Source organism: Hydrogenophaga sp. PML113 (genome assembly GCF_001777155.1).
Classification (GTDB): domain Bacteria; phylum Pseudomonadota; class Gammaproteobacteria; order Burkholderiales; family Burkholderiaceae_C; genus Hydrogenophaga; species Hydrogenophaga borbori.
Genome location: NZ_MIYM01000019.1, coordinates 21,921 through 45,978, shown reverse-complemented (window position 1 = coordinate 45,978; position 24,058 = coordinate 21,921). Strand labels below are relative to the sequence as shown.

The following is a 24,058-nucleotide window of genomic DNA, read 5'->3' as shown; positions in this document are numbered from 1 at the left end:
TGCCCGGCGACAACGTGTCGATCACCGTCAAGCTGATCGCGCCCATCGCCATGGAAGAAGGCCTGCGCTTTGCCATCCGCGAAGGCGGCCGCACCGTCGGCGCCGGCGTCGTGGCCAAGATCATCGAATAAGGAGCGGTGTCCATGGCTGCCACCAAACAGAAGATCCGCATCCGCCTCAAGGCCTTCGACTACCAGCTGATCGACGCATCGGCCGCCGAGATCGTCGAAACCGCCAAGCGCACCGGCGCCATCGTCCGGGGTCCCGTGCCCCTGCCGACGCGCATGCGCCGCTTCGACATCCTGCGTTCGCCGCACGTCAACAAGACCAGCCGCGACCAGCTCGAGATCCGCACCCATCAGCGCCTGATGGACATCGTGGACCCGACCGACAAGACGGTGGACGCGCTCATGAAGCTCGACCTGCCGGCCGGCGTGGACGTCGAGATCAAGCTGCAGTAAGGCCAGGGGCCCTGGTTTGCCGGGTTTTCGCCCGGCGGACTTGCACAAGGAAAGCCCGCTGGCTATACTGGCGGGCTTTCCGGCTTTTGGGCCGGATATTTCGTGGCGTCGGCACCCTGGTGCTCGCCATTCAGGCGCGGCCTTCGGGTCGCGCACCATCAGCCCCGGCCAATTGAAGTCGGGAACGGAGAAAACAATGAGTCTGAGCAACTCCCTCGGGTTGTTGGGCCGCAAGGTGGGCATGATGCGCCTGTTCACCGATGACGGGGACGCAGTGCCTGTCACGGTGGTCGACGTGTCGAACAACCGCGTCACCCAGGTCAAAACCCAGGCCAACGACGGCTACGACGCGCTGCAAGTCACCTTCGGCAAGCGCCGCGCCTCCCGCGTCACCAAGCCGGTGGCCGGCCACCTGGCCAAGGCCGGCGTCGAAGCCGGTGAACTCATCATCGAATTCCGCGTGACCGCCGAGGTTGCCGCCCAGTACAAGCCGGGCGACGTGGTCGATGTCAACAAGCTGTTCTCGCAAGGCCAGAAGGTCGACGTGCAAGGCACCTCGATCGGCAAGGGCTTCGCGGGCACCATCAAGCGCCACAACTTCGCCTCGCAGCGCGCGTCGCACGGCAACAGCCGTTCGCACAACGTGCCGGGCTCGATCTCCATGGCGCAAGACCCGGGCCGCGTGTTCCCGGGCAAGAAGATGACGGGCCACCTCGGCGACGTCACCAAGACCATCCAGAACCTCGACATCGTGCGCATCGACGAAGCCCGTCAGCTGCTGCTGATCCGTGGTGCCGTGCCCGGTGCCAAGGGCGGTTTCGTCACCGTGCGTCCCGCCGTCAAGGCCAGCGCCGCCAAAGGAGCGAACTGATGCAAGTCGAACTCCTCAACGACCAGGGCCAGGCCGCGTCCAAGCTGGACGTGCCCGAGACCGTGTTTGGTCGTGACTACAACGAAGCCCTGATCCACCAGCTCGTGGTGGCGTACCAAGCGAACGCCCGTCAAGGCACGCGTGCTCAAAAAGACCGCCAGATGGTCAAGCACTCGACCAAGAAGCCGTTCAAGCAGAAGGGCACCGGCCGCGCTCGCGCCGGCATGACCTCCTCGCCGCTGTGGCGTGGGGGCGGTCGCATCTTCCCGAACAGCCCCGACGAGAACTTCACCCAGAAGCTCAACAAGAAGATGTACCGCGCCGGCATGGCGTCCATCTTCTCGCAGCTGGTCCGTGAAGGCCGTCTGTCCGTGGTCGAGTCGATCAAGGTCGATTCGCCCAAGACCAAGCAGCTGGCCGACAAGTTCAAGGCGATGAACCTGAAGTCGTCGGTGCTCGTGATCGCTGACGAAGTCGACGAGAACCTGTACCTGGCTTCGCGCAACCTGGTCAACGTGCTGGTGGTCGAGCCCCGTTACGCCGACCCGCTGTCGCTGGTGCACTACAAGCAAGTGATCGTCACCAAGGCGGCGATCGACCAGCTCAAGGAGATGTTCGCATGAGCACCGCCCAATTCGACGAAGGTCGCCTGATGCAGGTCCTCGTGGCACCGATCGTGTCCGAGAAGGCCACCCAGGCCGCCGAACAATCCAATGCCGTGCTCTTCAAGGTGCTGCGCGACGCCACCAAGCCCGAGATCAAAGCCGCCGTTGAGCTGATGTTCAAGGTGCAGGTCAAGGGTGTGTCGGTCGTGAACCAGAAGGGCAAGACCAAGCGCTTTGGCAAGACCATCGGCCGCCGCGACCATGTGCGCAAGGCCTATGTCACGCTGATGCCCGGTCAGGAACTCAACTTCGGTGGGGAGGCCGCGTAATCATGGCTGTCATCAAGATGAAACCGACCTCGCCAGGCCGTCGCGGCATGGTGAAGGTCACGCGCGAAAACCTGCACAAGGGTGCCGGTTACGCGCCGCTGCTGGAGCCCCAGTTCCAGAAGGCCGGCCGCAACAACAACGGCCACATCACGACGCGCCACAAGGGCGGTGGTGCCAAGCACCACTACCGCGTGGTCGACTTCCGCCGCAACAAGGACAACATCCCGGCGAAGGTCGAGCGCATCGAGTACGACCCGAACCGCACCGCGCACATCGCGCTGCTGTGCTACGCCGACGGCGAGCGCCGCTACATCATCGCGCCGCGCGGCGTCGAGGTGGGCGCCACGCTGCTGTCGGGCTCGGAGTCGCCGATCCGCGTGGGCAACACCCTGCCGATCCGCAACATCCCCGTGGGTTCGACGATCCACTGCATCGAGCTGCAGGTCGGCAAGGGCGCGCAGATGGCGCGTTCGGCCGGTGCCTCGGCCGTGCTGCTGGCCCGCGAAGGCATCTACGCCCAGGTGCGCATGCGCTCGGGCGAAGTGCGCAAGATCCACGTGGACTGCCGCGCCACCATCGGCGAGGTCTCCAACACCGAGCACAGCCTGCGCCAGATCGGCAAGGCCGGTGCCGTGCGCCACATGGGCATCCGCCCGACCGTTCGCGGCACCGCGATGAACCCGATCGACCACCCGCACGGTGGTGGTGAGGGCAAGACCGGCGAAGGCCGCGCTCCGGTGGATCCGTGGGGCAACCTCACCAAGGGTTACCGTACCCGCAACAACCGCCGCACGCAGTCGATGATCGTCTCGCGTCGCAAGAAGTAAGGGGTTGACCACATGACTCGTTCGCTCAAAAAGGGTCCTTTCGTGGACCACCACCTGATGGCCAAGGTCGAGAAGGCCCAGGCCACCAAGGACAAGAAGCCGGTCAAGACCTGGTCGCGCCGCTCGATGGTCCTGCCCGAGTTCATCGGCCTGACCATCGCCGTGCACAACGGCAAGCAGCACGTGCCCGTGTACATCACCGACCAGATGGTCGGTCACAAGCTCGGCGAGTTCTCCCTGACGCGCACCTTCAAGGGGCATCCGGGCGACAAGAAAGCCAAGAAGTAAGGAACCACCATGAGTACGGAAACCCGCTCTGTCGTCCGTGGCGTGCGCCTGTCGGTGGACAAAGGCCGCCTCGTGGCCGACCTGATTCGCGGCAAGAAGGTCGACCAGGCCCTGAACATCCTGACCTTCACCCAGAAGAAGGCCGCCGGCATCGTCAAGAAAGCCCTGGAGTCCGCCATCGCCAATGCCGAGCACAACGACGGTGCCGACATCGACGAGCTGCGCGTCAAGACGATCTACGTCGAACAAGGCACGACGCTCAAACGGTTCGAGGCTCGCGCCAAAGGCCGTGGCAACCGCATCAGCAAACCCACGTGTCACATCTACGTGACGGTCGGCAACTGAGAGGCACAGGAACATGGGACAGAAAATCAACCCGACCGGCTTCCGCCTGGCCGTCTCGCGCAACTGGGCCAGCCGCTGGTACGCCAGCAACCGCGACTTCGCGGGCATGCTGGCCGAAGACATCAAGGTGCGTGAGTACCTGAAGGCCAAGCTCAAGAACGCCGCTGTGTCGCGCGTGGTCATCGAGCGCCCCGCCAAGAACGCCCGCATCACCATCTACTCGGCGCGTCCGGGCGTGGTGATCGGCAAGAAGGGCGAGGACATCGAGAAGCTGAAGAAGGAACTGGCCGCCAAGCTCGGCGTGCCTGTGGCTGTGAACATCGAAGAAGTGCGCAAGCCCGAAATCGATGCCAAGCTGATCGCCGACTCGATCACCCAGCAGCTCGAGAAGCGCATCATGTTCCGCCGCGCCATGAAGCGCGCGATGCAGAACGCCATGCGCCTCGGTGCCCAGGGCATCAAGATCATGAGCGCCGGTCGCCTGAACGGCATCGAGATCGCCCGCACCGAGTGGTACCGCGAAGGCCGTGTGCCCCTGCACACCCTGCGCGCCGACATCGACTACGGCACCTCCGAAGCCAAGACGACCTATGGCGTCATCGGCGTGAAGGTGTGGGTCTACAAGGGCGACACCCTGGGCCGCAACGACGCCCCCGTGGTGGCCGAGCCGCGCGCCGAAGAAGAGCGCCGCCCGCGTGGTCCGCGCCGTGAGCGCAGCGAGCGCCCGGCCGGCCCGACCGCCCGCGCCGCCGTGCGCCGTGGCACCAACACCGCCCCGGCCGATGGCAGCGACAAGCCCGCCGAAGCCACGGGTGGTGATTCCAAACCCGCCGTTAAGCGCGTACGCAAAGACGCACCCGCACCTGCAGCTGCGGACGGCAAAGGAGAATAAACATGTTGCAACCCGCTCGTCGCAAGTACCGCAAGGAGCAGAAGGGCCGTAACACCGGCGTCGCCACCAGCGGCGCCACCGTTGCCTTCGGCGACTTCGGCCTGAAAGCCACCGACCGTGGCCGCATCACGGCCCGCCAGATCGAGGCCGCGCGCCGCGCGATCTCCCGTCACGTCAAGCGTGGTGGCCGCATCTGGATCCGTGTGTTCCCGGACAAGCCGATCTCGCAGAAACCCGCCGAAGTCCGTATGGGCAACGGCAAGGGTTCGGTCGAGTACTACGTGGCCGAGATCCAGCCCGGCAAGGTGCTGTACGAAATCGTGGGTGTGCCCGAAGCGCTCGCCCGCGAGGCCTTCGCTCTGGCCGCCGCCAAACTTCCGCTGCGCACCACGTTCGTGACGCGCCTGCTGGGCCAGTGATTCAGGAGAACACGTTATGAATACTGAAGAACTGCGCCAGAAGGACGCGGCCGGCCTCGAGGCCGAGATCAAGTCGCTGCAGAAGGCCCACTTCAATCTGCGCATGCAGAAGGCCACGCAACAACTCAACAACACCGCCACGCTGGGCGACACCCGCCGTGCGATCGCTCGCGCCAAGACCATCCTGGCCGAGAAGCAGCGCGCAGCCGCCAAGTAAGGAGCCAACCATGACCGAAGCCAAAACCGCCCTCAAGCGCACCCTGGTCGGCAAGGTGGTGAGCGACAAGCGCGCCAAGACCGTGACGGTCCTGGTCGAGCGCCGCGTCAAGCACCCGATCTACGACAAGATCGTGATCAAGTCCAGCAAGTACCACGCCCACGACGAAAAGGGCGAGTACAAGCTGGGTGACCTGATCGAGATCACCGAGAGCCGCCCGATTTCCAAGACCAAGAACTGGGTGGCCAGCCGTCTGGTGCAGAAAGCCGCCATCGTCTGAGTCCGTTTCCCGGACCTGCGCAGCGCGCATCAAAAAAGCGACCGACAATCCGGTCGCTTTTTTGTTTTCAGCCCCCAACCGAACAGGAGAAACCATGATCAAGGTCGGAGACAAGCTGCCCGCCGGCACGCTGATGGAGTACAGCGAGGTCGAAGGCAATGGCTGCAGCATCGGCCCGAACCCGGTCGACGTGCAGAAGGCCGCCGCGGGCAAGACCATTGCCATCTTCGCGCTGCCGGGCGCCTTCACGCCCACCTGCTCGGCCAAGCACGTGCCGGGCTTCGTGCAGCAGGCGGCCGACCTCAAGGCCGCCGGCGTGGACGAGATCTGGTGCATCAGCGTGAACGATGCCTTCGTGATGGGCGCCTGGGCGCGCGACCAGAAAACCACCGGCGTGGTGCGCATGCTGGGCGACGGCAGCGCCGACTACACCAAGGCCACGGGCCTGACGCTGGACCTGACCGCGCGCGGCATGGGCCTGCGCAGCAACCGCTATTCCATGCTCGTGAAGGACGGCGTGGTCAAGACGCTCAACATCGAGGCGCCGGGCAAGTTCGAGGTGAGCGACGCCGGCACGCTGCTGGCCCAGGCCAAGGCGGCCTGATTCAGAGATCGACCTTGAGGTAGTGCGCGCCCTGCAAGGGGTTGTGGTAGTACGGCGCGATCTCGACGAAGCCGCTGTCCTGGTAGAGCGCGCGCGCCGCCTCCATGTCCGACAGGGTGTCGAGCAGCATGGTGGCGTAGCCACCCATCTGTCCGAGCATCAGGATGCGGTCGACCAGCAGCCGCCCCAGACCGAAGCCGCGAAAGGCGGGGCGCACGAACAGGCGCTTCATCTCGCAGGCGTCGGGGTGGTCGGCGCTGGGCAGCGGGCGCAGGGCGCAGCAGCCGGCGGGCGCACCGTCCACCAGGGCCAACAGCAGCGCGCCGCCGGGTGGGGCGTAGTCGCCGGGCAGCTTCGCCAGTTCGTCCTGGAAGCCCTGGAAGCACAGGTCCACGTCCAGCGATGCCTGGTAGTCCAGGAACAAGGCGCGCACCGCCAGGATGTCGTCGGGGGATTCGGCCAGCCGCAGTTCAATGGCGGCTGAAGGCGTCTCGGGCATGGGTTCGGGGGGCGGCCGGCGGGGCCGCAGGGGGAGGGCGAACCGGCAATATAAGTCAATCCGCCCGAGCGGGGCCAGCCAGCGCCGCGGCGGGCCAGGTCGTCAGGGCGCGTAGCCCACGCTGACCAGCCAGGCCACGAAGGCCGAACACACCCCCAGCAAGGCACCGGCGAGCGCCCGGTCCCAACGGCCGTCGCGCGAGGGCGGCAGGGGCGCGGGCAACTGCTTGTCTCCCTTCAGCATGGGTTGGACCAGTGGCTGGCGCTTCACGAACAGGTACCAGGCGATGGCCAGCAGATGCAGCACCAGCAGGCCGATCACCAGGTACTGGCCCACGTCCTTGTGGAAGCCGGTGGCGGCCGAGACCGTCTCGCCCGAGACGAAGCGCGCCAGCGGCCCGAAGGTGGCGATCTCGTCGTCGCTCATGAGGCCGCTGCCCACCTGGGCCGCCAGGGCCAGCAGCAGGGCGAACACCGACAGCGCGCCCAGGGGCGTGTGGCCGGCGGTGTGCTCCAGGGGCGCGCGACCACGCAGGTAGCGCAGCAGCGAGCGCGGCGAGTAGACGAAGCTGGCGAAGCGCGACCAGCGCCCGCCCAGGAAGCCCCACACCAGCCGGAACAGCAGCAGCGCCAGCACGGCGTAGCCCAGCCGCAGATGCCACTCCATCCAGGCGCCACCGAGGGTGCCGGTGGTGATGAGCCCGATCACGCAGAGCGCGAGCAGCCAGTGGAACAGTCGGGTGGGCAGGTCCCAGATGCGGATGGTGTGCATGTTGGCGAAGCGTGGGTGACGACCGAGCGGTGGATCGGGAAATGCCGGATCGGTTCAACGGAACTTTACCCGTCGTGGCAACCTCAGCGAGCGCCGGCCTGCAGAGCCGGCGTTCAACATCCCCACAGGAGATTCAATGAAGACAGTCGCTCCGCTCGTCCTGGCGCTGGCCGCCAGCGCCCTGGCCGCCCCGGCCATGGCCCAGTTCCAGAAACCCGAGGACGCCGTGAAGTACCGCAAGGCCTCGTTCACGGTGCTGGCCGCGCACTTCGGCCGGGTCGGCGCCATGGCCAACGGCCGTGTGCCTTTCGACGCCAAGGTGGCGGCCGAGAGCGCGGCCATCGCGGAGACCATGAGCAAGCTGCCCTGGGAGGCCTTCGGCCCCGGCACCGACAGGGGCGACACACGGGCCGAGCCCGCCGTCTGGACCGAGCAGGCCAAGTTCAAGGCGGCGAGCGAGAAGATGATGGGCGAAGTCGCCAAGCTGAACGCGGCCGCCAAGACCGGCAACCTGGACCAGATCAAGGCCGCTTTCGGCGCAGCCGGTGCGAGCTGCAAGGCCTGCCACGACGACTTCCGCAAGAACTGAGCGCGGCGCCCCGCGCCCAGCAAAAAAGGCCGGGGGATCCCGGCCTTTCTTTTTGAGGACCCGCGCGCCGCGCTCAGGCCGCCAGCAGTTCCTCGATCAGCTTGTGAAGCGCGTCCATCTCGGGTTCGCCCACGTAGCGCTTGACGATGCGGCCCTGCTTGTCGAGCAGGTAGGTGGTGGGCGTGAGCTTCACGTCGCCCCAGGCCTTGGCGATTTCGCCGGTGTTGTCCAGCGCGACCTTGAACGGCAGCTGGCGCGACTGCACGAAGTTCACCACCCAGGCCGGCGGGTCGTAGCTCATGGCCACGGCCATGGTCTCGTAGCCGCGCGGCGCGTATTTCTGGTGGGTGGCCACGAGCGCGGGCATTTCCTTCACGCAGGTCACGCAGGTGGTGGCCCAGAAGTTCACCAGGGTGACCTTGCCCTGCAGGTCGGCCGTGCGGGCCTGGCTGCCGTCGAGCAGCACGAAGGTGGAATCCGGCGCGGCCTCGCGGCCCGCGCAGCCGCTCAGGCCGAACACGCCGGTGGCGCCCAGCGCCAGGCCCGCGCCCAACACCTGGCGGCGGTTCGGTTCGGGCCTCTTGGTCATCGGGTTTGTCATTTCCTGCTTCACCATCTACAGTGCCCGCCTCGGATCAACGCGAGGGAGCACCCACATGCAACGCCGCCAGTTTCATCACCTGTCCCTGGGCAGCGTGGGATTGCTGATTGTCGCCGCCCAGCGCCAGGCCTGGGCATTGTCCCTGTCGGACCTGACGGACAAGGACGCCGCGGCCGGCATTCGCACCGCGCTCGAAAAAGGCGCGCTGGCCGCCGTGGCTTTGCTGGGCAAGGCGGATGGATTCCTCGGCAACCCGAAAGTTCGGATTCCCCTGCCCGGTTATCTGGAAGACGCGGCCAAGCTGCTCAGCTTCGCTGGCCAGGGCAAGCGGGTGGACGAGCTCATCACCGGCATGAACCGTGCCGCCGAGCAGGCGGTGCCCCTGGGCAAGGACCTGCTGGTCGGCGCGGTAAAGTCCATGAGCGTGACCGACGCCAAGAACATCCTGACGGGCGGCGACGACTCCGTCACCCGTTTCTTCGCCGACAAGACGCGCGCCCCGCTGGGCGAAAAATTCTTGCCCGTGGTCACGAAAACCACCCAGAAGGTGGGCCTGGCGCGCAGCTACAACCGCGTGGCCGAGAAAGCCTCCGGCTTCGGGCTGGTGAAAAAGGAGGACGCGAACATCGAGCGCTACGTCACCGGCAAGTCGCTCGACGGCCTCTACACCATCATCGGCGAGGAGGAGCGCAAGATCCGCCAGGACCCGGTGGGCACGGGCAGCGACATTCTCAAGAAGGTGTTCGGCTCCTTGAAGTGAGTGTGCGCTATCGTTTGAGGGCTTTTCGCGCCGACTCCAGTCGCTCGTCCAGGTAGCTGCCGTAGAAGTCGGTGGAGGTCACGCCCTCCAGCCGCTCGGCCAGTTCGCGGCCCTCGGGGCCGAAGAAAAAGACCGTGGGCGTCAGGCGCACCCGCCATTCCTCGGCCAGGGCGGCCGGCGTGGTGGTGCGGCCGCCGAAGTCCTGGATGGCGGTGGCCTTGTCCTGCAAGTCGAGCTGCACGGCGATCAGCCGACCCTCGCGCATGAGCGGGTGCAGGTAGCTGTTGCGCACCAGCTCGCAATAGACGCAGCCGCGCAGCGTGATCATCACCACCAGGGGTTCGCCGCGCGCGGCCGTGGCGTCGGCCGCGGCGCGCAGCGATTTTGGGGTGGGCAGGGGTTGGTAGGCCATGGCGGTTCAGATCGCTCCGCTGCCGCGGAGTTGCGCGAGGCGCGCGGCGTCGGCGCCCAGCCACTCGGCGAGCACCTCTTCGGTGTGTTGGCCCAGCAGCGGCGGCGGGCGGTGATTGCGCACGGGGGTGGCGCTCATCTTGATGGGGCTGGCGACCAGATCCATGGCGCCGGCCAGCGGGTGTTCCCAAGTGTGGACCATGCCGCGCTCGCGCACCTGCGGGTCGGCGAACACCTCGGCCAGGTCGTTGATGGGGCCGCAGGGCACCTTGGCGGCTTCCAGGGCGGCCAGCCAGTCGGCCTTGCCGCGCGTCTTCATCACGGCCTCCAGCAGGGGCACCAGCACGGCGCGGTGGCGCACGCGGTTCTGGTTGCGCGCGAAGCGCTCGTCGCGGGCCAGTTCGGGGCGGCCGGCGACGTCGCAGAACTTGGCGAACTGGCCGTCGTTGCCCACGGCCAGGATGATGTGCTGCGCCTGGCCGCTGCCGTCGGGCGCGACCTCGAACACCTGGTAGGGCACGATGTTGGCGTGCGCGTTGCCCGCGCGGCCCGGCACCTTCCCGTCGGCGCGGCCGCGCACCAGGTAGTTGGCGCCCAGGTTGGCCAGCATGGCCACCTGCGTGTCGAGCAGGGCCATGTCGATGTGCTGGCCTTCGCCGGTGCGCTCGGCGTGGCGCAGCGCGGCCTGGATGGCGACGGTCGCGTACAGCCCGGTGAACAGGTCGGCCACGGCCACGCCCACCTTCTGCGGGCCGCCGCCGGGCAGGTCGTCGCGCTCGCCGGTGATGCTCATGAGGCCGCCCATGCCCTGCACCGCGTAGTCGTAGCCCGCGCGGTCCTTGTAAGGGCCGGTCTGGCCGAAGCCGGTGATGGAGCAATAGACCAGGCGCGGGTTGAGCGCGCGCAGCGCGGCGAAGTCCAGCCCGTAGCGCGCCATGTCGCCCACCTTGTAGTTCTCCACGAACACGTCGGCCCGGGCGGCCAGCTCGCGGATCAGTGCCTGTCCGGCGGGCACCGAGAGGTCGCAGGTGATGGAGCGCTTGTTGCGGTTGGCGCCCAGGTAGTAGGCGGCCTCGGCGGTGTCCTGGCCGTCGCGTCCGCGCAGGAAGGGCGGGCCCCAGCCGCGCGTGTCGTCGCCGCCGGGGTGGCTGGGCCCGCGCGGGCGCTCCACCTTCACTACGTCGGCGCCCAGGTCGGCCAGGGTCTGGGTGCACCACGGGCCGGCGAGGACCCGCGAGCAATCGAGGATGCGGATACCATCCAGAGCATTCATCCGTGCATTGTGCGCGAGACCCTCGCGCCTCCGGTGCCGCGCCCCGCGGACCGGCCCCGTCCAGTTCCATGACCCGTTCCCGACGACTCGCCGGCGCCCTGACCGGGCTGCTGCTCATCGCCGCCTGCACCCCCACCTTCAACTGGCGCACCGTGCGCGCGGACGGCGCACCCGTGGAGGCCCTGCTGCCCTGCAAGCCCGAGCGCGCCGAGCGCGAGGTGCCGCTGGGCGGCCTGAACGCCACGCTGCACATGCTCAGCTGCGACACCGGCGGCCTGACCTTCGCCGTGGCCTGGGTCGACGCGGGCGATGCCGCGCGCGCGGCGCTGGCGCTCGAGGCCTGGCGCCGCGCCACGCTGCTGGCGGTGCAGGCCGACCCGGCCCTGGCCGACGACCCCGCCGCGTCCTGGCCGGCTGGCGTGCCGGGCAGCGACCGCGCGCTCGGCCTGCAGGCCAGTGGGCGCAGCCCGGGCGGTGAGCCCGTCCAGGTGCGCGCCCTGCACGCCATGCGGGGCGGCCAGCTGCTGCACGCGGCCATCTACGGCCGCGCCATCGAGCCCGAGCTCGCCGCCACCTTCTTCGAGGGAGTCCGCCTGCCATGAGCGTTTCCAGCGCCCACGACGAACTGCTCACCCCCCGCGTGGCGGTGACGGTGTTCCTCGTCTTTGCCGGCACGTATTTCCTGTCGGCCCTGGTGCGCGCGATCACGGCCACGCTCTCGCCCACGCTGAGCGCGGAGCTCTCGCTCACGCCGGGCCACCTGGGCCTGCTCGCGGGCGGCTATTTCTTCGGTTTCGCGCTCACGCAGCTGCCCATGGGCCGCTGGCTCGACCACCACGGCCCCAAGCGCGTGGTGCTGGCCTTCCTGGCCATGGCCGTCGCGGGCAGCGTGGCCTTCGCGCTGGCGGACAGCTTCTACAGCCTGCTGGCCGCGCGCGTGCTCACCGGCATGGGGCTCAGCGCCTGCCTCATGGCGCCGCTCACGGGCTTTCGCCGCTGGTTCAGCCCCGCCGTACAGCTGCGCACCAACTCCTGGATGCTGATGACCGGCTCCATGGGCATGGTGGCGTCCACGCTGCCGGTGCAATGGCTGCTGCCGGTGATCGGCTGGCGCGGCCTGTTCTGGGCGCTGGCCCTGCTGTTCGTGCTGTCCATGGCGGCGCTGGCCTGGTCGGTGCCGGCGTGGACGCGGCACGCGAACGCGCCCGCGCCGGCCGCCGGTTCGCCCGATGGCGGCTACGGACTCATCTGGCGCGACCACTACTTCCGCACCATGGTGCCCGTGGGCTTCATGAACTACGGCGGCATGGTGGCCGTGCAGGCGCTGTGGGCCGGGCCCTGGATGGTCAAGGTCGCCGGCTACACGCCGGACGAGGCCGCCATGGGCCTGTTCGCCATCAACCTCAGCATGCTCGCGTCCTTCTGGACCTGGGGCGTGGTCAACCCGCACCTGGCGCGCCGCGGCATCCGGCCCGAGTCGCTGATCGGCTGGGGCCTGCCCATCAGCCTGGTGGTGATCGTGGCCATCGCCTGGCTCGGCCCGCGCGCGGGCTGGCTGCTCTGGGCGCTGTTCTGCGTCAGCTCCACCTTCGTGGCGCTGTCGCAGCCCGCCGTGGCCCTGGCCCTGCCGCCGCAGGCCGCGGGCCGCGCGCTGTCGGCCTACAACCTGGTCATCTTCGCCGGCGTATTCGTGCTGCAGTGGGGCATCGGCCTGGCGATCGACGCGTTGGACGTTTTCGGCTGGAGCGAGCCCCACCGCTACCGCGGCGCGGTGGCCCTGTTCGCGCTGTGCTGCGTGGCGGCCTACGGGCTGTTCTGGCGCGGCTGGCGCCGCATCGAGCGGGACCGCGCCGCTACACTGCGCCCATGAACGGCATTCTGCTGATCGCGCACGCCCCGCTGGCCTCGGCCCTGCGGCAGTGCGTACTGCATGTCTTTCCCGACGCGCAGGACGCGGTGGTGGCGCTGGACGTGCAGCCCAACGTGCCGCCCGAAGAAACCCTGGCCCAGGCGCGCGCGTTGCTGGCCCAGATGGCCCGTCCGCAGACCCTGGTGGTCACCGACATGTTCGGCGCCACGCCCTGCAACGTGGCCCAGCGCCTCATCGACGGCGTGCGCAGCAAGCTCGTCTGCGGCGTGAACCTGCCCATGCTGCTGCGCACCGTGAGCTACCGCCACGAGTCGCTCGACGCGCTGATCTCGCGCGCCATCATCGGTGCCACGCAGGGCGTGATGCAGGTGGCCGTGACCGCTCCGCAAAACCAGGCCCGACGATCCCCGCATGATCAAGACCACCGCGACCATCAGCAATAAGCTGGGCCTGCACGCCCGCGCCTCGGCCAAGCTCACCAAGCTGGCGGGCACCTTCATCAGCGATGTCTGGATGTCGCGCGGCGAACGCCGCGTCAACGCCAAGAGCATCATGGGCGTGATGATGCTGGCCGCGGGACTGGGCAGCACGGTGGACATCGAGACCGACGGCAGCGACGAGCGCGCCGCGATGGACGCGCTGCTGGCCCTCATCAACGACAAGTTCGGCGAGGGCGAATGAAGAGGCCCCCACGCGCTGCCGCTTCGCGGGCCAGGGGTCCCCGAGGGCGCGGCTTCGCCTTGAGGCGCTCCGGCGGCGACACATGACGTTCTCCGTTCATGGTCTCGCCGTGTCCCGAGGCGTGGCCATCGGGCGGGCCGTGATCGTCGCCGCCAGCCGCGTGGACGTGGCGCACCGCCTCATCGCGGCGCACGAGGTGGAGGGCGAGATCGAGCGCCTGCGCCAGGCGCGCAAGGCGGTGGCCGAGGAGATCCTGCGCGTGCAGCAGGGCCTGGTTGGCCTGGGCCAGGTCGATGCCCACCCCGAGCTCGCGGCACTGCTCGACGTGCACCTCATGCTGCTGCAGGACGAGCAGCTCACCGACGGCGTGAAGCACTGGGTGCAGGACCGGCACTACAACGCCGAATGGGCCCTGACCACGCAGCTGGAGGTCATCTCGCGCCAGTTCGACGAGATGGAAGACCCCTACCTGCGCGAGCGCAAGGCCGACCTGGAGCAACTGGTGGACCGCATGCTGCGCGTGATGCGCGGCCAGGCCACGCCGATCGCCGCACCCGCCGTCGCGGCCGCGCGCGCGAGCGAGGACGAGCCGCTGGTGCTCATTGCGCACGACCTTTCGCCGGCCGACATGCTGCAATTCAAGCAGAGCGTGTTCGCCGGCTTCGTCACCGACGTCGGTGGCAAGACCAGCCACACCGCCATCGTGGCGCGCAGCCTGGACATCCCGGCCGTGGTGGGCGCGCGCTCGGCCAGCCACCTGATCCGCCAGGACGACTGGGTGGTGATCGACGGCGACGCCGGCGTGGTGGTGGTCGATCCCTCGCCCATCGTGCTGGCCGAGTACGGCTACAAGCAGCGCCAGGGCGAGGTCGAGCGCGAGAAGCTCTCGCGGTTGAAGAACACGCCGGCCGTCACGCTGGACGGCCAGAAGATCGAGCTGCTGGCCAACATCGAGCAGCCCGACGACGTGGTGGGCGCGCTCAAGGCCGGTGCCGCTGGCGTTGGCCTGTTCCGCAGCGAATTCCTCTTCATGGGCCGCAACGGCCGCCTGCCCGACGAGGAGGAGCAGTACCGCGCCTACCGCCGCGCCGTCGAGGGCATGCAGGGCCTGCCGGTCACCATCCGCACCGTGGACGTGGGCGCCGACAAGCCGCTGGACCGCAGCGCCGCGCGCGGCGACGACCACCTCAACCCGTCCCTGGGCCTGCGCGCCATCCGCTGGAGCCTGGCCGATCCCGCCATGTTCCTCGAGCAGCTGCGCGCCATCCTGCGCGCGGCCGCGCACGGACCGGTCAACCTGCTCATTCCCATGCTCGCGCACGCGAGCGAGATCCGCCAGACCCTGGCTTTGGTGAACCGCGCGCGCGACCAGCTCACCGTGGCCGACGTGCCCTTCGGCGAGGTGCGGCTCGGCGCCATGATCGAGGTGCCCGCGGCGGCGCTGACCATCCCGCTGTTCCTGCGCCACTTCGACTTCCTGTCGATCGGCACCAACGACCTGATCCAGTACACCCTGGCCATCGACCGCGCCGACGAGGCCGTGTCGCACCTGTACGACCCGCTGCACCCGGCGGTGCTGCAGCTGGTGGCCAGCACCATCGCGCAGGCGCGCGCCCAGGGCAAGGGCGTGAGCGTGTGCGGCGAGATGGCGGGTGACGTGACGCTCACGCGCTTGCTGCTGGGCCTGGGGCTGCGCAGCTTCTCCATGCACCCCTCGCGCATCCTCGCGGTCAAGCAGCAGATCCTGCGCAGCGACACGGGCAAGCTGGTCGCCTGGGCGCAGACCGTGCTGCAGTCCGACGACCCGGCCGCGCTGCTGGTCGACTGAGGCGGTCTCAGCGCGCGCGCGTGGCCAATACCGCCGCGCCCACGATCATGGCGGCCGCCACCAGCACCGAGGCACCGGGCCATTCGCCGCGCACCGCCAGCAAAGTGCAGGTCGACAGCAGTGGCGTGAGAAAGCTCAGCACGCCGATCTGGCGTGCGTCGCCGCGCTTGAGTGCCGCGTCCCACAGGAAGAAGGCGCCACCCAGTGGGCCCAGGCCCAGCAGCGCGATCAGCGCCCCATCCCGAGCCGACAGCGCCACCGGGGGCTCCAGCGCCGCGTGGCACAGCAGCGACAACGCGCCTGACGCCGCGGCGAAGCCACCGATGGCGGCCGTGGGGAAGGGCGTCACGCGCTGGGTGAGCAGCGAGTAGGTGGCCCAGATGAACGCCGAGCCCAGCGCCGGCAGGTAGCCCCAGGCCCAGGCGGTGCCAGCGCCTCCCTCGGCGCGGCCGAGGATGGCCAAGGCGGCGCCCGCGAAACCGATCAGCGCGGCGATCAGGTGGCGCGCGCCCAGGCGCACGCCCGGCAGGATCAGCGGCGCCATCACCACGATGCCCAATGGCCAGAGGTAGTTGATGAGGTTGGCCTGCACCGGTGGTGCGTGGCGCAGGGCGATGAACAGCAGGAAGTGAAAGCCGAACAGGCCGTAGATGCCCAGCGCCAGCGTGCTCGGTGGCACGCGCCAGCGGCGCAGGTCGAAGCGCGACAGCGGCAAGGCGATCAGGCTGCCGACGAGCAGGCCGAGGCCGGTCAGCAGAAAGGGCGGCACGTGGGAGAGGGCCACGCCGAGCGCGGCGAGCGAGGCCCACAGCACGATCGCGCCCAGGGCGAGCAGGTTGGCGGAACGCATCCCGCGATCATCGCGCGGCACGCCGTCGCGCGGCGCGGGTCCATCGTCGCGCGGCGCGGCTCAGGCGCGGCTCAGGCGCGGCGGCGCAGCGCCGCCGTGAGCGCCGAGGGCGAGCGGTAGCCGCTGCGCCGCGCGGCCTCGGCCACGGGCAGGCCCTGGGCGCGCAGCCGGCGCGCCTGCTCGAGCTGCAGCCCGCGCAGCCAGCGCTGCGTGCTCAGGCCCAGCTCCTCGCGGCAGCGGGCGGCGAACTGCGCCGGGCTCAGGTGCGCGCGCGCGGCCAGATCGGCCACCTCGATGGCCTCGTGCGCCCAGCGCGTGCGCGCCCAGTCGGCCAGCGCGGACCAGTCGATCGCGCGGCGCGCGCGCCGGGGCGCGGCGCCGTCGGGCAGCCAGCTCTCCAGCAGCAGGGCGGGGCCCAGGGCCTGGGCGCGGGGCAGGCCACGCGCGCAGGCCTCGGCGAGGTAGCGCGCGAGCGCCTGCGTGGCGGCCGTGGGCCTGGCCGTGGCCAGGGCCCAGTCGCTGGCGTGGCTGTCCAGCACCAGGCAGCGCGCGCCCTGGCGCGCCTCGAAGTCGTGGCGCTCGCCCGGCGGCACGATGCAGCCGTCGCCCGCGGCGATGCGCTGCCCGCGGCCCGCGATCTCCAGTTCGAGCGCGCCCTCCAGGCCGACCAGGATCTGGAAATGCCCGTGGTCGTGGCAGCCATGCGAGGCGCCGTAGGCGCGCACGCTCAGGTGGTCGCGGGCGGAGGCGGTGCGGCCCATGGGGGTGCCCTCAGGCCTTGTTCTTGGTGGCCACCAGCCGCATGCCGGGCATCAGCCGCGTGGCGAGTTCGGGTCGCTCCAGCGCGTAGTCGAGGTTCATGCGCGCGATCTCCACGTGCTCTTCACCGAGGGCCTGGGCGCGCGAGCCCTGGCCGCGCTCGATGGCCTGCACCATGGCGTGGTGCGTGCGCTGGGCCAGACGCATCCATTGCTGGCCCTCTTCCATGGACGACTGCATGGGCAGCATGGAGCTGGGCGAGGCGAAGGGCATGGCGTCCAGCATGTCCATGATCCGGCGCAGCACCGAGTTGCCGCAGCCGTCCATGATGAGTTGGTGGAAGCGGTCGTTGGCCTCGACGTAGGCCGTGTAGTCGTCCAGCTCCATGGTCGGCTTGTTGACCGTCTGGTCGCCGCGCTCCAGGCATTCGTGCAGCTCGCGCAGCAGCTGGCGCGGTGCGCCTTCCTCGGCCAGCAGGCGGGCGGCGAAACCCTCGATGAGGCCGCGCACGCGGATCGCGTCGGCGATCTGCTGCGAGGTGAAGCGGCGCATTTGGTAGCCCCCCGTGGGCGAAGGCTCGATCAGGCCTTCGTGCTCCAGGCTGGCCAGCGCCAGGCGCACCGGCGTGCGCGAGGCGCCGAGCTTCTCGGCCAGCGGGATCTCGGCCAGGCGCTCGCCCGGCACGAACTCGCCTTTGAGGATCAGGTCGCGCAGCTGCACCAGCACGCGGGATTGTTGGGAGTCCATGCGGTTGAACAGGGGGATGCGGGCGGGGAATTCTAGGAGAGCCGGCCGCGAATGCACGCCGCGGCGATGAGTTGGCATGCAAGCTGCATGCAATGAGTTGAGATTGATTTTGAAAGCCAGTTGATTGCTCCAAATTGGTGCCAATCAAATACGGGTTAACCCTTTATTTCTCCATCTACATCGTTCGCTTGTCGCCTGTTTGTCCGACTGTGTTGGTTTGATGAATTCACTTGCATACAATGCGGCGCCCCGATACCCCCGAACCGGAGTGAGCCCATGACCCGCAGCACAACGACCCGGCCCCTGGTCATCGTCGGCGCCTCCTACGCCGGACTGCAGCTCGCCAGCAGCGCGCGCGAGCTGGGTTTCGAGGAGGACATCCTCATCGTCGGCGATGAGCCCCACCCGCCCTACCAGCGCCCGCCACTGTCCAAAGGCCTGCTCACCGGCAAGGCCACGGTGGACCAGCTCTGGCTGCGCGCGCCCGAGTTCTACGCCCAGAAGCGCATCGGGCTCTGCCTGGGCCGCCGCGTCGCCGCGCTGGACCTGGCGGCGCGCCGCCTCACGCTGGACGACGGCAGCGTGCTCGAGCACGGCTGGCTCGCGCTCACCACCGGCGCGCGCGCCCGCGCCCTGTCGCTGCCCGGCGCCGAACTGGACGGCGTGCTGCCCTTGCGCACCCTGGACGACGCGCTGCGCGTGGCCGAGGCCGCCGCGTCCGCGCGCTCGGTCTGCGTGATCGGCGGCGGCTTCATCGGCCTGGAGGTGGCGGCCGCGCTGCGCGCGCGCGGCGCCGAGGTCTGCGTGGTCGAGACCCAGCCGCGCCTGCTGGCGCGCAGCCTGCCCGAGCGCATGGCGGCCTTCGTGGAAGACGCGCACCGCCAGCGCGGCGTGCGGGTGCTGACCGGGCGCGGCGTGCGCGGCCTGTTGGGCGCCAACGGCCGCGTGGCCGCCGTCGAGCTGGCCGATGGCCAGCGCATCGACTGCGATCTGGTGGTGCTGGGCATTGGCGTCTGGCCCAACAGCGAGCTCGCGCGCGACGCCGGCTTGACGGTGGACAACGGCATCGTCACCGACCCGCTGGGCCGCACCTCGGCCGAGGGCGTGCTGGCGGCCGGCGACGTGGCCGCCGTGGCGCCCGCGCCCGGCGCGCCGCGCGTGCGGCACGAATCCATCCAGGCCGCCACCGACGGTGCGCGCGCCGCCGCCAGCCTGCTGGTCGGCCAGCCCCGCCCCAACACCGCCGTGCCCTGGTTCTGGAGCGACCAGTTTGACCTCAAGTTCCAGATGGCCGGCGTGGCCCGGGCCGACGACGAGGCCGTGGTGCGCGGCGAGCCCGCCAGCGGGCGCTTCAGCGTTTTCTACCTGCGAGACGGCGCGGTCGCGGCCGCGCACAGCGTCAACCGCCCGGGCGAACACCTGTTGAGCCGCCAGCTCATCGCGGCGGGCGCGCGCCTGTCGCCCCAGGTCCTGGCCGACCCGGACAGCGACCTCAAGGCCGCGATGGCCGCGCTGGGCGCTGCGGCCTGAACCCCCTTTCGCCTCTTTTCCTCTTCCCCACGGAGCCCCACCATGACCCTCACCAAACGACAAGCCATCGCCGCACTCGGCCTGGCCGGCCTCGGCGCCCTGGGCGCGCTCGGGGCCGCGCAGGCCGCCGAGCCGCTGCGCATCGGCCTGATCGCCACCTACTCCGGTCCCTACGCCGACTACGGCCGCCAGTTCGACGCCGGCATCGCGCTCTTCCTCAAGGAGCGCAACGGCCAGATCGCCGGCCGGCCGGTGCAGATCGTCAAGAAGGACACCGCCGGCCCCGCGCCCGACGCGGCCAAGCGCTTCGCCCAGGAACTGGTGGTGCGCGACAAGGTGAGCTTCATCACCGGCCTGGACTTCAGCCCCAACGCCTATGCCGTCGCGCCCATCGCCACCCAGGCCAAGGTGCCCACCATCGTGGCCAACGCCTCGTCCTCGGCCATCACCACCAGCTCGCCCTACATCGCACGCGTTTCGTTCACGGTGCAGCAGGTGTCGGACCCGATGGCGCGCTGGCTGCTGCGCAAGGGCGTGAACAACGTCTACACCGTGGTCGCCGACTACGCCTCGGGCGTCGATGCCGAGACCGCGTTCAAGAAGGCCTTCACGGCCGGCGGCGGCCAGATCGCCGGCGAGCTGCGCACGCCCATGAACAACCCCGACTTCTCGGCCTACGTGCAGCGCATCAAGGACGCCAAGCCGCAGGCGGTGTTCTTCTTCTTCCCCTCGGGCGTGATGCCGCCGGCCTTCCTGAAGGTGTGGAAGGAGCGCGGCATGGAGGCCGCCGGCATCCAGCTCTTCGCCACCGGCGAAGCCACCGACGACAGCTACCTCGACGCCACCGGCGACGTGGCCCTGGGCCTGGTCACCAGCCACCACTACTCCTATGCGCACCCCTCGGCCAAGAACCAGAAGTTCGTGAAGGACTTCGAGGCCCAGTTCGGCAAGGCCATGCGCCCGAGCTACTTCGCCGTCTCGGCCTACGACGCGCTCTCGGCCATCGAGGCCGCGCTGGCCAAGACCCAGGGCGACACCCGCGGCGAGAAGGTCATGGACGCCCTCAAGGGCCTGCAGTTCGAGAGCCCGCGCGGCCCGGTGGAGATCGACGCCGCCACGCGCGACATCGTGCAGACCGTCTACATCCGCAAGACCGAACGCGTGAACGGCAAGCTCGTCAACGTGGAGTTCGACCAGTTCGAGCGCGTGAAGGACCCGGCCAAGGCCGCCCCTTGAGCGCGCGCCCGGCGGACTTGTGAACGGATCCCCATGGCGATCGTGATCTTCGACGGAGTGGCCTACGGCATGCTCCTGTTCCTCATAGCAGTGGGCCTGTCCATCACGATGGGCCTGATGAACTTCGTGAACCTGGCCCATGGCAGCTTCGCCATGGTGGGCGGCTACGCGGCGGCGCTGCTGATGAACCGCTACGGCCTGGGCTTCTACCCCGCGCTCGCGGCGGCCTTCGTCGCCGCGGCGCTGGTGGGCGCGCTGTTCGAGGCGCTGCTCTACCGGCGGCTCTACAAGGCGCACCCGCTCGACCAGGTGCTGCTGTCCATCGGCATCGTGTTCGTGTCGGTGGCGGCCTTCACCTGGTTCTTCGGGCCCACGATGCAGCCGTTCAAGCTGCCCGAGTCCCTCGACGGCCGCCTGTCCCTGCTGGGCCTGGAGGTGAGCCGCTACCGCCTGTTCCTCATCGTCTGCGGCCTGCTGGTGCTCGCGGCGCTGCTGCTGGGCCTGGGGCGCACGCGTTACGGCGCCATGGTGCGCGCGGCGGTGGACAACCAGCGCGTGGCCGCCGGCACCGGCATTCCGGTGCAGCGCCTGTTCTTCCTCACCTTCTCGCTGGGCTGCGGCCTGGCGGGCCTGGGCGGCGCGCTCAGCCTGGGAATGCTGGGGCTGGAGCCCAGCTTTCCGCTGAAGTACCTCGTGTACTTCCTCATCGTGGTCTGCGTCGGCGGCGCCGGCACCATCACCGGCCCCTTCGTGGCCGCGCTGCTGGTGGGCATCGTGGACGTGGCCGGCAAGTACTACCTGCCCGAGGCGGGCGCCTTCCTCATCTACGTGGTCATGATCGTCATGCTGCTCGTGCGGCCCAACGGGATCGTCCCGCGAAAGGGCTTGGCGTGATCCGAACACCCCCGCCGCGCTTCGCGCGACCCCCTCAAGGGGGCGGCACCTGCGGTCCGGCCAAGCCGGTCCCGCGGTGCCTCTGCCTGGCCTCGCTTCAAACGCCGCATCTGGGGCGCCGCTGATATGAAACCCATTGTTTTGAAGCCCGCGCAGCTGCGCACGGCCGAGGTGTTCTTCTGGCTGGCCCTGGGCTCGTGCTACTTCCTGCTGCCCGAGCACCTGAGCCTGATGAGCCAGATCCTCATCTTCGGCCTGTTCGCCGTGTCGCTGGACATGGCCCTGGGCTACGCCGGCATCCTCACCGTGGGCCACGCGGCCTTCTTCGGCGCGGGCGCCTACGCGGCCGGCCTGCTGGCCAAGCATGGCTGGGGCGAACCCTTCTCGGGCCTGCTGGTGGCGCTGCTGGTCTGCGTGGCGCTCGGCTACCTGCTCAGCGCCCTGGTGGTGCGCGGCACCGACCTGGCGCGGCTGATGATCACCATCGGCGTGTGCATGCTGCTGGCCGAGCTGGCGAACCGGCTTTCGGGCATCACCGGCGGCACCGACGGCCTGCAGGGCATGGTGGTGCAGCCGCTGTTCGGCCGCTTCGAGTTCGACCTGTTCGGCCAGACCGCCTTCGTCTACGCCTTCTTCATCGTGCTGCTGGTCTTTCTGGGCGTGCGGCTGATCCTGCGCTCGCCCTTCGGCCTGGCGCTGCGCGGCATCCACGACAGCCGCAAGCGCATGCTGGCCATCGGCTCGCCGGTGGACGCGCGCCTGCGCCTGGCCTACGCGCTGTCGGCCGGCGTGGCCGGCGTCGCGGGCGCGCTGCTGGCGCAGACCACGCAGTTCGTCGGCATCGAATCGATCGGCTTCAACCGCTCGGCCGAGATCCTGATCATCCTGGTGTTGGGCGGCACGGGGCGCCTGTACGGCGGCCTGATCGGCGCCATCGTCTACATGCTGGTGCACGACTGGTTCGCCGACATGAACCCGCAGTACTGGCAGTTCTGGCTGGGCCTCTTCCTCATCGCCGCGGTGCTGATGGGCCGCGGTGGCCTCATGGGCGCGCTCTCGCGCCTGTTCCAGACCCGGGAGGACGCCCGATGAACACGCCCGCCCTGCAGACCCATGGCCTGGGCATCTCCTTCGGCGCCTTCCGCGCGGTGAGCGAGGTGAGCCTGTCGCTGGAGCCCGGCGCGCGCCAGGCCCTGATCGGCCCCAACGGCGCCGGCAAGACCACGCTGATCAACCTGCTCACCGGCGTCTACAAGCCCTCGGCCGGCCGCGTGCTCATGAACGGCGAGGACGTGACCGCGCTGTCGGCCGACCGCCGCGCGCGCCGCGGCCTGGCCCGCACCTTCCAGATCAACACCCTGTTCCCCAGCCTCACGCCGCTGAGCTCGGTGGTGCTGGCGATCAGCGAACGCGAGGGCCTGGGCGCCGTGTGGTGGCGCCCGCTCAAGCGCCACGCCGCCGTCTACGCGGAGGCGCACGAGCTGCTCGGGCGCCTGAAGCTCGATGCGCTGGCCGAGGTACCGGTGGCCGAGCTGCCCTACGGCAAGCAGCGCCTGCTGGAGATCGCGCTGGCCATGGCGGCCAAGCCGCGCATCCTGCTGCTCGACGAGCCGGCCGCCGGCGTGCCGGAGGACGAGAGTGGCGAGCTCTTCGAGGTCATCGCCGCGCTGCCGGCGGACATCAGCGTCCTCTTCATCGAACACGACATGAAACTGGTCTTTCGCTTCGCGCGCCGCATCTCGGTGCTGGTCACGGGGCAGGTGCTCACCGAGGGCACGCCGACCGAGATCGGTCGCGACCCGCGCGTGCGCGAGGTTTACCTGGGCCAGTCCCACACGCAGGCCACGCGCGCCATCCCCGTGGAGGTGGCGCATGGCTGAGCTGCTGGCTTTCGACCGGGTGGTGGCCGGCTACGGCAACGCCGTCGTGCTGCACGAACTGGACTTTTCGCTCGACGAGGGACAGAGCCTCGCCGTGCTGGGCCGCAACGGCGTGGGCAAGACCTCGCTGCTCGAAACCCTGATGGGCAACACCCGCGTGATGCGCGGCGCCGTGCGCTGGGCCGGGCAGGACATCACGCGCTGGCCCTCGCACCGCCGCGCCGGCGCCGGCCTGGGCTGGGTGCCGCAGGAGCGCGAGGTCTTTCCCTCGCTCACGGTGGAGGAGAACCTCACGGTGATCGCCACCAAGGGGCCGTGGAACCTGCGGCGCGTGTACGGGCTGTTCCCGCGCCTGCGCGAGCGGCGCGGCAACTACGGCAACCAGCTCTCGGGCGGCGAGCAGCAGATGCTGGCCATCGGCCGCGCGCTGATGACCAACCCGCGCCTGCTGCTGCTGGACGAGCCCATGGAAGGCCTGGCGCCCATCGTCGTGGAGGAGTTGGCGGTCTCGATCCGCCGGCTCTGCGAGCAGGAAGGTCTGGCGTCCATCGTCGTGGAGCAGCACCCCGTGCTGGCGCTGGAGATGACGCACCAGGCCATCGTGCTGGAGCGCGGCACCGTGGTGCACGCGGGGCCGAGCGCGGCGCTGGCCCAGGACGCGGCCCTGCTCGAAGGCCTGCTGGGCGTGGGCATCGCCGAACCCGCCTGACCCCCCCGATTCCATCGCGGGCGCCGGGGCGC

General features: G+C 69.5%; 33 protein-coding genes and 1 pseudogene. 26 read left to right on the top strand and 8 right to left on the bottom strand.

Annotated elements, in window-relative coordinates; translation table 11 throughout:
- From BHU06_RS22230 to BHU06_RS21365, 13 genes and pseudogenes are all read left to right on the top strand, one after another.
- Positions 1 to 131: pseudogene (locus BHU06_RS22230) on the top strand (elongation factor Tu); the annotation flags it as partial.
- A 12-nt stretch (positions 132 to 143) separates the two neighbouring features.
- On the top strand, positions 144 to 461 hold the full coding sequence (gene rpsJ / locus BHU06_RS21420) for a 30S ribosomal protein S10 (RefSeq protein ID WP_070401262.1): 318 nt from the start codon (positions 144 to 146) through the stop codon (positions 459 to 461).
- Between the two features lie 196 nt (positions 462 to 657).
- The gene (gene rplC / locus BHU06_RS21415; RefSeq protein WP_070401261.1) at positions 658 to 1,332 is read left to right on the top strand and encodes a 50S ribosomal protein L3; all 675 of its coding nucleotides are present in this window, start codon (positions 658 to 660) and stop codon (positions 1,330 to 1,332) included.
- Positions 1,332 to 1,955, top strand: coding sequence for a 50S ribosomal protein L4 (gene rplD / locus BHU06_RS21410; protein WP_070401260.1), 624 nt, complete (start codon positions 1,332 to 1,334; stop codon positions 1,953 to 1,955). Before rplC ends, rplD begins: the two co-directional genes overlap by 1 nt.
- Positions 1,952 to 2,266: a 50S ribosomal protein L23 gene (gene rplW / locus BHU06_RS21405; protein ID WP_070401259.1), complete on the top strand. Its 315-nt coding sequence runs from the start codon at positions 1,952 to 1,954 to the stop codon at positions 2,264 to 2,266. Before rplD ends, rplW begins: the two co-directional genes overlap by 4 nt.
- Positions 2,267 to 2,268: 2 nt before the next feature.
- Positions 2,269 to 3,093, top strand: a complete 825-nt coding sequence (rplB, locus tag BHU06_RS21400) for a 50S ribosomal protein L2 (protein ID WP_070401258.1) — start codon at positions 2,269 to 2,271, stop codon at positions 3,091 to 3,093.
- 12 nt (positions 3,094 to 3,105) lie between these two features.
- A complete protein-coding gene (gene rpsS / locus BHU06_RS21395; RefSeq protein WP_070401257.1) occupies positions 3,106 to 3,381 on the top strand; it encodes a 30S ribosomal protein S19 in 276 nt (91 codons plus the stop codon).
- 9 nt (positions 3,382 to 3,390) lie between these two features.
- Positions 3,391 to 3,726 (top strand): 50S ribosomal protein L22, encoded by a 336-nt coding sequence (rplV, locus tag BHU06_RS21390; protein WP_009519300.1) that lies wholly within the window; start codon positions 3,391 to 3,393, stop codon positions 3,724 to 3,726.
- Between the two features lie 13 nt (positions 3,727 to 3,739).
- Positions 3,740 to 4,618 (top strand): 30S ribosomal protein S3, encoded by an 879-nt coding sequence (rpsC, locus tag BHU06_RS21385; RefSeq protein WP_070401256.1) that lies wholly within the window; start codon positions 3,740 to 3,742, stop codon positions 4,616 to 4,618.
- A gap of 2 nt (positions 4,619 to 4,620) precedes the next feature.
- Positions 4,621 to 5,037, top strand: a complete 417-nt coding sequence (gene rplP / locus BHU06_RS21380) for a 50S ribosomal protein L16 (RefSeq protein WP_070401255.1) — start codon at positions 4,621 to 4,623, stop codon at positions 5,035 to 5,037.
- A 16-nt stretch (positions 5,038 to 5,053) separates the two neighbouring features.
- Positions 5,054 to 5,254, top strand: a complete 201-nt coding sequence (rpmC, locus tag BHU06_RS21375; protein ID WP_070401254.1) for a 50S ribosomal protein L29 — start codon at positions 5,054 to 5,056, stop codon at positions 5,252 to 5,254.
- Positions 5,255 to 5,264: 10 nt separating this feature from the next.
- Positions 5,265 to 5,534 carry a 30S ribosomal protein S17 gene (rpsQ, locus tag BHU06_RS21370; RefSeq protein ID WP_070401253.1) on the top strand — a complete coding sequence of 90 codons (270 nt, stop codon included), beginning with the start codon at positions 5,265 to 5,267 and terminating at the stop codon, positions 5,532 to 5,534.
- Positions 5,535 to 5,628: 94 nt separating this feature from the next.
- Positions 5,629 to 6,138, top strand: a complete 510-nt coding sequence (locus BHU06_RS21365) for a peroxiredoxin (RefSeq protein WP_070401252.1) — start codon at positions 5,629 to 5,631, stop codon at positions 6,136 to 6,138.
- Position 6,139: 1 nt separating this feature from the next.
- On the opposite strand, the gene BHU06_RS21360 is transcribed toward BHU06_RS21365, so the two are convergent.
- The gene (locus BHU06_RS21360; protein WP_070401251.1) at positions 6,140 to 6,637 is read right to left on the bottom strand and encodes a GNAT family N-acetyltransferase; all 498 of its coding nucleotides are present in this window, start codon (positions 6,635 to 6,637) and stop codon (positions 6,140 to 6,142) included.
- 102 nt (positions 6,638 to 6,739) lie between these two features.
- A complete protein-coding gene (locus tag BHU06_RS21355; protein ID WP_070401250.1) occupies positions 6,740 to 7,408 on the bottom strand; it encodes a cytochrome b/b6 domain-containing protein in 669 nt (222 codons plus the stop codon).
- Positions 7,409 to 7,544: 136 nt separating this feature from the next.
- Here BHU06_RS21355 and BHU06_RS21350 point away from each other — a divergent pair, with 136 nt between their 5' ends.
- Entirely contained in the window at positions 7,545 to 7,997 is a 453-nt protein-coding gene (locus BHU06_RS21350) for a cytochrome c (protein ID WP_070401249.1), read from the top strand.
- Between the two features lie 73 nt (positions 7,998 to 8,070).
- Here the strand turns inward: BHU06_RS21350 and BHU06_RS21345 are convergent, their stop codons facing one another.
- Positions 8,071 to 8,586, bottom strand: a complete 516-nt coding sequence (locus BHU06_RS21345) for a TlpA disulfide reductase family protein (protein WP_070401248.1) — start codon at positions 8,584 to 8,586, stop codon at positions 8,071 to 8,073.
- A 67-nt stretch (positions 8,587 to 8,653) separates the two neighbouring features.
- On the opposite strand from BHU06_RS21345, the gene BHU06_RS21340 reads away from it, so the two are divergent.
- On the top strand, positions 8,654 to 9,358 hold the full coding sequence (locus BHU06_RS21340) for a DUF4197 domain-containing protein (protein ID WP_070401247.1): 705 nt from the start codon (positions 8,654 to 8,656) through the stop codon (positions 9,356 to 9,358).
- A 7-nt stretch (positions 9,359 to 9,365) separates the two neighbouring features.
- Here the strand turns inward: BHU06_RS21340 and BHU06_RS21335 are convergent, their stop codons facing one another.
- Positions 9,366 to 9,770: a thioredoxin fold domain-containing protein gene (locus BHU06_RS21335; RefSeq protein ID WP_070401246.1), complete on the bottom strand. Its 405-nt coding sequence runs from the start codon at positions 9,768 to 9,770 to the stop codon at positions 9,366 to 9,368.
- A 6-nt stretch (positions 9,771 to 9,776) separates the two neighbouring features.
- Positions 9,777 to 11,042, bottom strand: coding sequence for a CaiB/BaiF CoA-transferase family protein (locus BHU06_RS21330; RefSeq protein WP_070401245.1), 1,266 nt, complete (start codon positions 11,040 to 11,042; stop codon positions 9,777 to 9,779).
- 68 nt (positions 11,043 to 11,110) lie between these two features.
- Here BHU06_RS21330 and BHU06_RS21325 point away from each other — a divergent pair, with 68 nt between their 5' ends.
- The 5 genes from BHU06_RS21325 (at position 11,111) to ptsP (ending at position 15,421) form a co-directional block, all read left to right on the top strand.
- Positions 11,111 to 11,644, top strand: coding sequence for a hypothetical protein (locus tag BHU06_RS21325; RefSeq protein WP_070401244.1), 534 nt, complete (start codon positions 11,111 to 11,113; stop codon positions 11,642 to 11,644).
- Positions 11,641 to 12,912, top strand: coding sequence for an MFS transporter (locus BHU06_RS21320; protein WP_070401243.1), 1,272 nt, complete (start codon positions 11,641 to 11,643; stop codon positions 12,910 to 12,912). The genes BHU06_RS21325 and BHU06_RS21320 overlap by 4 nt, the downstream gene beginning before the upstream one ends.
- Entirely contained in the window at positions 12,909 to 13,355 is a 447-nt protein-coding gene (locus tag BHU06_RS21315) for a PTS sugar transporter subunit IIA (RefSeq protein ID WP_070401242.1), read from the top strand. The genes BHU06_RS21320 and BHU06_RS21315 overlap by 4 nt, the downstream gene beginning before the upstream one ends.
- On the top strand, positions 13,324 to 13,593 hold the full coding sequence (locus tag BHU06_RS21310) for an HPr family phosphocarrier protein (protein ID WP_070401241.1): 270 nt from the start codon (positions 13,324 to 13,326) through the stop codon (positions 13,591 to 13,593). Before BHU06_RS21315 ends, BHU06_RS21310 begins: the two co-directional genes overlap by 32 nt.
- Positions 13,594 to 13,675: 82 nt before the next feature.
- On the top strand, positions 13,676 to 15,421 hold the full coding sequence (gene ptsP / locus BHU06_RS21305; protein ID WP_070401240.1) for a phosphoenolpyruvate--protein phosphotransferase: 1,746 nt from the start codon (positions 13,676 to 13,678) through the stop codon (positions 15,419 to 15,421).
- A 7-nt stretch (positions 15,422 to 15,428) separates the two neighbouring features.
- Here ptsP and BHU06_RS21300 read toward each other — a convergent pair whose 3' ends face one another.
- The 3 genes from BHU06_RS21300 to BHU06_RS21290 all read right to left on the bottom strand — a co-directional run bounded on the left by BHU06_RS21300 (position 15,429) and on the right by BHU06_RS21290 (position 17,777).
- Positions 15,429 to 16,271 carry a DMT family transporter gene (locus BHU06_RS21300; protein WP_070401239.1) on the bottom strand — a complete coding sequence of 281 codons (843 nt, stop codon included), beginning with the start codon at positions 16,269 to 16,271 and terminating at the stop codon, positions 15,429 to 15,431.
- Between the two features lie 71 nt (positions 16,272 to 16,342).
- Positions 16,343 to 17,032, bottom strand: a complete 690-nt coding sequence (locus BHU06_RS21295) for an AraC family transcriptional regulator (protein ID WP_070401238.1) — start codon at positions 17,030 to 17,032, stop codon at positions 16,343 to 16,345.
- Between the two features lie 10 nt (positions 17,033 to 17,042).
- Positions 17,043 to 17,777 carry a GntR family transcriptional regulator gene (locus tag BHU06_RS21290; protein WP_070401237.1) on the bottom strand — a complete coding sequence of 245 codons (735 nt, stop codon included), beginning with the start codon at positions 17,775 to 17,777 and terminating at the stop codon, positions 17,043 to 17,045.
- Between the two features lie 276 nt (positions 17,778 to 18,053).
- Between BHU06_RS21290 and BHU06_RS21285 the strand changes: the two genes are divergently transcribed.
- From BHU06_RS21285 to BHU06_RS21260, 6 genes are all read left to right on the top strand, one after another.
- The gene (locus BHU06_RS21285) at positions 18,054 to 19,307 is read left to right on the top strand and encodes an NAD(P)/FAD-dependent oxidoreductase (RefSeq protein WP_070401236.1); all 1,254 of its coding nucleotides are present in this window, start codon (positions 18,054 to 18,056) and stop codon (positions 19,305 to 19,307) included.
- 42 nt (positions 19,308 to 19,349) lie between these two features.
- Complete coding sequence (locus tag BHU06_RS21280; protein WP_083293372.1) at positions 19,350 to 20,543, top strand: ABC transporter substrate-binding protein; 1,194 nt, start codon at positions 19,350 to 19,352, stop codon at positions 20,541 to 20,543.
- 33 nt (positions 20,544 to 20,576) lie between these two features.
- The gene (locus tag BHU06_RS21275) at positions 20,577 to 21,437 is read left to right on the top strand and encodes a branched-chain amino acid ABC transporter permease (protein ID WP_070401235.1); all 861 of its coding nucleotides are present in this window, start codon (positions 20,577 to 20,579) and stop codon (positions 21,435 to 21,437) included.
- 126 nt (positions 21,438 to 21,563) lie between these two features.
- Positions 21,564 to 22,529 (top strand): branched-chain amino acid ABC transporter permease, encoded by a 966-nt coding sequence (locus BHU06_RS21270; RefSeq protein ID WP_070401234.1) that lies wholly within the window; start codon positions 21,564 to 21,566, stop codon positions 22,527 to 22,529.
- Entirely contained in the window at positions 22,526 to 23,317 is a 792-nt protein-coding gene (locus tag BHU06_RS21265; RefSeq protein ID WP_070401233.1) for an ABC transporter ATP-binding protein, read from the top strand. The genes BHU06_RS21270 and BHU06_RS21265 overlap by 4 nt, the downstream gene beginning before the upstream one ends.
- Positions 23,310 to 24,026 carry an ABC transporter ATP-binding protein gene (locus BHU06_RS21260; RefSeq protein WP_070401232.1) on the top strand — a complete coding sequence of 239 codons (717 nt, stop codon included), beginning with the start codon at positions 23,310 to 23,312 and terminating at the stop codon, positions 24,024 to 24,026. Before BHU06_RS21265 ends, BHU06_RS21260 begins: the two co-directional genes overlap by 8 nt.
- The last annotated feature ends 32 nt before the right edge of the window (positions 24,027 to 24,058 follow it).

Coding starts and splice junctions, on each gene's coding strand:
- rpsJ (WP_070401262.1), top strand. CDS start 144: ATGGCTGCCACCAAACAGAAGATCCGCATCCGCCTCAAGGCCTTCGAC.
- rplC (WP_070401261.1), top strand. CDS start 658: ATGAGTCTGAGCAACTCCCTCGGGTTGTTGGGCCGCAAGGTGGGCATG.
- rplD (WP_070401260.1), top strand. CDS start 1,332: ATGCAAGTCGAACTCCTCAACGACCAGGGCCAGGCCGCGTCCAAGCTG.
- rplW (WP_070401259.1), top strand. CDS start 1,952: ATGAGCACCGCCCAATTCGACGAAGGTCGCCTGATGCAGGTCCTCGTG.
- rplB (WP_070401258.1), top strand. CDS start 2,269: ATGGCTGTCATCAAGATGAAACCGACCTCGCCAGGCCGTCGCGGCATG.
- rpsS (WP_070401257.1), top strand. CDS start 3,106: ATGACTCGTTCGCTCAAAAAGGGTCCTTTCGTGGACCACCACCTGATG.
- rplV (WP_009519300.1), top strand. CDS start 3,391: ATGAGTACGGAAACCCGCTCTGTCGTCCGTGGCGTGCGCCTGTCGGTG.
- rpsC (WP_070401256.1), top strand. CDS start 3,740: ATGGGACAGAAAATCAACCCGACCGGCTTCCGCCTGGCCGTCTCGCGC.
- rplP (WP_070401255.1), top strand. CDS start 4,621: ATGTTGCAACCCGCTCGTCGCAAGTACCGCAAGGAGCAGAAGGGCCGT.
- rpmC (WP_070401254.1), top strand. CDS start 5,054: ATGAATACTGAAGAACTGCGCCAGAAGGACGCGGCCGGCCTCGAGGCC.
- rpsQ (WP_070401253.1), top strand. CDS start 5,265: ATGACCGAAGCCAAAACCGCCCTCAAGCGCACCCTGGTCGGCAAGGTG.
- BHU06_RS21365 (WP_070401252.1), top strand. CDS start 5,629: ATGATCAAGGTCGGAGACAAGCTGCCCGCCGGCACGCTGATGGAGTAC.
- BHU06_RS21360 (WP_070401251.1), bottom strand. CDS start 6,637: ATGCCCGAGACGCCTTCAGCCGCCATTGAACTGCGGCTGGCCGAATCC.
- BHU06_RS21355 (WP_070401250.1), bottom strand. CDS start 7,408: ATGCACACCATCCGCATCTGGGACCTGCCCACCCGACTGTTCCACTGG.
- BHU06_RS21350 (WP_070401249.1), top strand. CDS start 7,545: ATGAAGACAGTCGCTCCGCTCGTCCTGGCGCTGGCCGCCAGCGCCCTG.
- BHU06_RS21345 (WP_070401248.1), bottom strand. CDS start 8,586: ATGACCAAGAGGCCCGAACCGAACCGCCGCCAGGTGTTGGGCGCGGGC.
- BHU06_RS21340 (WP_070401247.1), top strand. CDS start 8,654: ATGCAACGCCGCCAGTTTCATCACCTGTCCCTGGGCAGCGTGGGATTG.
- BHU06_RS21335 (WP_070401246.1), bottom strand. CDS start 9,770: ATGGCCTACCAACCCCTGCCCACCCCAAAATCGCTGCGCGCCGCGGCC.
- BHU06_RS21330 (WP_070401245.1), bottom strand. CDS start 11,042: ATGAATGCTCTGGATGGTATCCGCATCCTCGATTGCTCGCGGGTCCTC.
- BHU06_RS21325 (WP_070401244.1), top strand. CDS start 11,111: ATGACCCGTTCCCGACGACTCGCCGGCGCCCTGACCGGGCTGCTGCTC.
- BHU06_RS21320 (WP_070401243.1), top strand. CDS start 11,641: ATGAGCGTTTCCAGCGCCCACGACGAACTGCTCACCCCCCGCGTGGCG.
- BHU06_RS21315 (WP_070401242.1), top strand. CDS start 12,909: ATGAACGGCATTCTGCTGATCGCGCACGCCCCGCTGGCCTCGGCCCTG.
- BHU06_RS21310 (WP_070401241.1), top strand. CDS start 13,324: ATGATCAAGACCACCGCGACCATCAGCAATAAGCTGGGCCTGCACGCC.
- ptsP (WP_070401240.1), top strand. CDS start 13,676: ATGACGTTCTCCGTTCATGGTCTCGCCGTGTCCCGAGGCGTGGCCATC.
- BHU06_RS21300 (WP_070401239.1), bottom strand. CDS start 16,271: ATGCGTTCCGCCAACCTGCTCGCCCTGGGCGCGATCGTGCTGTGGGCC.
- BHU06_RS21295 (WP_070401238.1), bottom strand. CDS start 17,032: ATGGGCCGCACCGCCTCCGCCCGCGACCACCTGAGCGTGCGCGCCTAC.
- BHU06_RS21290 (WP_070401237.1), bottom strand. CDS start 17,777: ATGGACTCCCAACAATCCCGCGTGCTGGTGCAGCTGCGCGACCTGATC.
- BHU06_RS21285 (WP_070401236.1), top strand. CDS start 18,054: ATGACCCGCAGCACAACGACCCGGCCCCTGGTCATCGTCGGCGCCTCC.
- BHU06_RS21280 (WP_083293372.1), top strand. CDS start 19,350: ATGACCCTCACCAAACGACAAGCCATCGCCGCACTCGGCCTGGCCGGC.
- BHU06_RS21275 (WP_070401235.1), top strand. CDS start 20,577: ATGGCGATCGTGATCTTCGACGGAGTGGCCTACGGCATGCTCCTGTTC.
- BHU06_RS21270 (WP_070401234.1), top strand. CDS start 21,564: ATGAAACCCATTGTTTTGAAGCCCGCGCAGCTGCGCACGGCCGAGGTG.
- BHU06_RS21265 (WP_070401233.1), top strand. CDS start 22,526: ATGAACACGCCCGCCCTGCAGACCCATGGCCTGGGCATCTCCTTCGGC.
- BHU06_RS21260 (WP_070401232.1), top strand. CDS start 23,310: ATGGCTGAGCTGCTGGCTTTCGACCGGGTGGTGGCCGGCTACGGCAAC.